Annotated in this window: 4 protein-coding genes; all 4 read right to left on the bottom strand. The window is 62.2% G+C overall.

What is annotated here, in order from left to right; all coding sequences use genetic code 11:
- Positions 1-2 precede the first annotated feature (2 nt).
- Positions 3-704 (bottom strand): succinate dehydrogenase iron-sulfur subunit, encoded by a 702-nt coding sequence (locus BG83_RS0126945; protein WP_009241007.1) that lies wholly within the window; start codon positions 702-704, stop codon positions 3-5.
- A gap of 22 nt (positions 705-726) precedes the next feature.
- The gene (gene sdhA, locus BG83_RS0126940) at positions 727-2,505 is read right to left on the bottom strand and encodes a succinate dehydrogenase flavoprotein subunit (protein WP_024979655.1); all 1,779 of its coding nucleotides are present in this window, start codon (positions 2,503-2,505) and stop codon (positions 727-729) included.
- 3 nt (positions 2,506-2,508) lie between these two features.
- Entirely contained in the window at positions 2,509-2,874 is a 366-nt protein-coding gene (gene sdhD, locus BG83_RS0126935) for a succinate dehydrogenase, hydrophobic membrane anchor protein (RefSeq protein ID WP_004637532.1), read from the bottom strand.
- A gap of 11 nt (positions 2,875-2,885) precedes the next feature.
- On the bottom strand, positions 2,886-3,263 hold a 378-nt coding region (sdhC, locus tag BG83_RS0126930), incomplete at its 5' end, for a succinate dehydrogenase, cytochrome b556 subunit (RefSeq protein ID WP_024979654.1).

The following is a 3,263-nucleotide window of genomic DNA, read 5'->3' as shown; positions in this document are numbered from 1 at the left end:
GCTTACACCGCGCGACGCACCATCAATTCCTTGATCTTGCCGATGGCCTTGGTCGGGTTCAGACCCTTCGGGCACACATCGACGCAATTCATGATGGTGTGGCAACGGAACAGGCGGTACGGATCTTCCAGATTGTCCAGACGTTCGCTGGTGGCCTGGTCGCGGCTGTCGGCGATGAAGCGATACGCCTGCAGCAGACCGGCCGGGCCGACGAACTTGTCCGGGTTCCACCAGAACGACGGGCACGACGTCGAGCAGCTCGCGCACAGAATGCACTCGTACAGACCGTCGAGCTCTTCGCGCTCTTCCGGCGATTGCAGGCGCTCCTTCTCGGGCGGCGGCTCGTCGTTGATCAGGTACGGCTTGATCGAGTGGTACTGGTTGAAGAACTGCGTCATGTCGACGATCAGATCGCGGACCACGGGCAGCCCCGGCAGCGGGCGCAGCACGATCTTCTCGGGCAGCTCACGCATGTTGGTCAGGCAGGCCAGACCATTCTTGCCGTTGATGTTCATGGCGTCGGAGCCGCACACGCCTTCACGGCACGAGCGACGGAACGCGATCGACTCGTCGAGCTTCTTCAGCTTGACCAGCGCGTCGAGCAGCATGCGCTCGTGACCGTCGAGCTCAACCTCGTAGGTCTGCATGCGGGGCGCTGCGTCCTTGTCCGGATCGTAGCGATAGACTTCAAAAATACGCTTCATTTTTGTGGGCCCTTCTTATCCGTTAGAACGTACGCGCCTTGGGCGGCACCGATTCCACCGACAGCGGCTTCAACTGCACGGGCTTGTAGTCGAGGCGGTTGCCTTCGCTGTACCACAGCGAGTGCTTCATCCAGTTTTCGTCGTCGCGGTTCGGGAAGTCGCTGTGTGCGTGTGCGCCGCGCGATTCCTTGCGGGCGGCGGCCGACACCATCGTCGCCTTTGCCACTTCCACCAGGTTGGCCACTTCCAGCGCTTCGACGCGCGCGGTGTTGAACACCTTGGACTTGTCCTTCAGGTGGATGCTGCCAGCGCGCTCGGCCACTTCCAGGATGCGCTCGACGCCTTCATCCATCAGCTTCTGCGTACGGAACACGCCCGCGTGCGACTGCATGTTGCGGCGGATGTCGTTGGCGACGTCCTGCGCGTACTCGCCCGAGCTGGACGAATCGAGCTTGGCCAGGCGCGACAGTGCGCGGTCCGCTGCATCGGCCGGCAACGGCTTGTGCTCGCGGTTCTTCAGGTTCTGCGCAACGATGTGGTTGCCCGCCGAACGGCCGAACACCACCAGGTCGAGCAGCGAGTTCGTGCCCAGGCGGTTGGCGCCGTGCACCGACACGCACGAGCATTCGCCGATCGCGTAGAAGCCGTTGATGACCTCGTTCGGGTTGCCGTTCTTCGGCACCACGACCTGGCCGTGATAGTTCGTCGGAATGCCACCCATCTGGTAGTGGATGGTCGGCACCACAGGAATCGGTTCCTTGATGGCGTCGACGTTGGCGAACTTCAGGCCGATCTCGCGGATCGACGGCAGGCGCTTCATGATGGTCTCGGCGCCGACGTGGGTCAGGTCGAGCAGCACGTAGTCGCCGTTCGGGCCGCAGCCACGGCCTTCCTTGATTTCCTGATCCATCGAGCGCGACACGAAGTCACGCGGTGCCAGATCCTTCAGCGTCGGGGCATAGCGCTCCATGAAGCGCTCGCCATCCTTGTTACGCAGGATGCCGCCCTCGCCACGCACACCTTCCGTGATCAGCACGCCCGCGCCGGCCACGCCGGTCGGGTGGAACTGCCAGAACTCCATGTCTTCCAGCGGAACACCCGCGCGCGCTGCCATGCCCAGGCCGTCACCGGTGTTGATGAAGGCGTTGGTGGACGCTGCGTAGATGCGGCCTGCACCGCCCGTGGCGAACAGCGTCGTCTTCGCTTCGAGGATGTAGACCTCGCCGGTTTCCATTTCCAGCGCGGTCACGCCCAGCACGTCGCCGTCCTGGTCGCGAATCAGGTCCAGCGCCATCCATTCGACGAAGAAGTGGGTCTTGGCCTTGACGTTACGCTGATACAGCGTATGCAGCAGCGCGTGGCCGGTACGGTCAGCCGCGGCGCAGGCACGCTGCACGGGCTTCTCGCCGTAGTTCGACGTGTGACCGCCGAACGGACGCTGGTAGATGGTGCCGTCGGCGTTGCGGTCGAACGGCATGCCGAAGTGTTCCAGCTCATAGACCACGTTCGGTGCCTGGCGGCACATGAACTCGATCGCGTCCTGGTCGCCGAGCCAGTCGGAGCCCTTGACGGTGTCGTAGAAGTGATAGTGCCAGTTGTCTTCGCTCATGTTGCCCAGCGAAGCACCGATACCACCCTGCGCCGCAACGGTGTGCGAGCGGGTGGGGAAAACCTTGGACAGCACGGCCACGGAGAGGCCGGCTTCTGCCAGCTGCAGCGATGCGCGCATGCCCGAACCGCCCGCACCGACGATCACGACGTCGAATTTGCGGCGCGGCAGCCCAGTCTTGACTGCGACCATGTCTTAAACCCTCCAGAGAATCTGAGCTGCGTAGCCCGCACAACCAACGAGCCACAGAATCGTCAACACTTGCAGCGTCAAACGCACTGCCACGGGCTTCACGTAGTCCATCCAGATGTCACGCACACCGATCCAGGCGTGATACGTGAGCGACACGAACGCCAGGAACGTCAGCATCTTCATCCACTGGTTGGAGAACAGCCCCGCCCAGCTTTGGTAAGACGTGTCCTTGGAGAGCAGGAACGCAGCCAGCAGCACGACGGTGTAGACCGCCATGATCACGGCGGTGACGCGCTGTGCGAGGAAGTCCTTCAGGCCGTAGTGCGCGCCGACAACGAGGCGCTTGGGACCGATATTGTTATTTGCCATCATTCGACTCCTCAGAACAGGCCGAACAGCTTGGCGCCGAACACGACGGTCAGCAGCAGGCTGACGATCAGCACGCTCACAGCCGACTTGGAGGCCGAAGCCTTGTCGATGCCGATATGCAGATCGAGGATCAGGTAACGGACACCTGCGCAGAAGTGGTGCAGGTATGCCCAGATGAGGGCAAGGACGACAACCTTGGCAAAGCTGTTGGACAGAAGCGCCGTGAACTTGGCGAAACTGATTTCCGACGTGAGACTTTGCTCGAACAAGTACAGCACGAACGGAAGAAGAAGGAACATCAGCGCACCGCTGGCACGGTGCAAGATGGACACCTTACCGGCCCAGGGCAAGCGGTAACGGGCAATGTCGCCCAAACCGATGTTCCTGTA

It is taken from the genome of Ralstonia pickettii (genome assembly GCF_000607165.1).
GTDB classification, from domain to species: domain Bacteria; phylum Pseudomonadota; class Gammaproteobacteria; order Burkholderiales; family Burkholderiaceae; genus Ralstonia; species Ralstonia holmesii.
Note: the sequence above shows the minus strand (reverse complement) of the source record. Positions and strands in the feature narration are given on the sequence as shown.

Bases quoted from the DNA above. Each gene is read 5' to 3' on its own strand.
- BG83_RS0126945 (WP_009241007.1), bottom strand. From the start codon at position 704: ATGAAGCGTATTTTTGAAGTCTATCGCTACGATCCGGACAAGGACGCA.
- sdhA (WP_024979655.1), bottom strand. From the start codon at position 2,505: ATGGTCGCAGTCAAGACTGGGCTGCCGCGCCGCAAATTCGACGTCGTG.
- sdhD (WP_004637532.1), bottom strand. From the start codon at position 2,874: ATGGCAAATAACAATATCGGTCCCAAGCGCCTCGTTGTCGGCGCGCAC.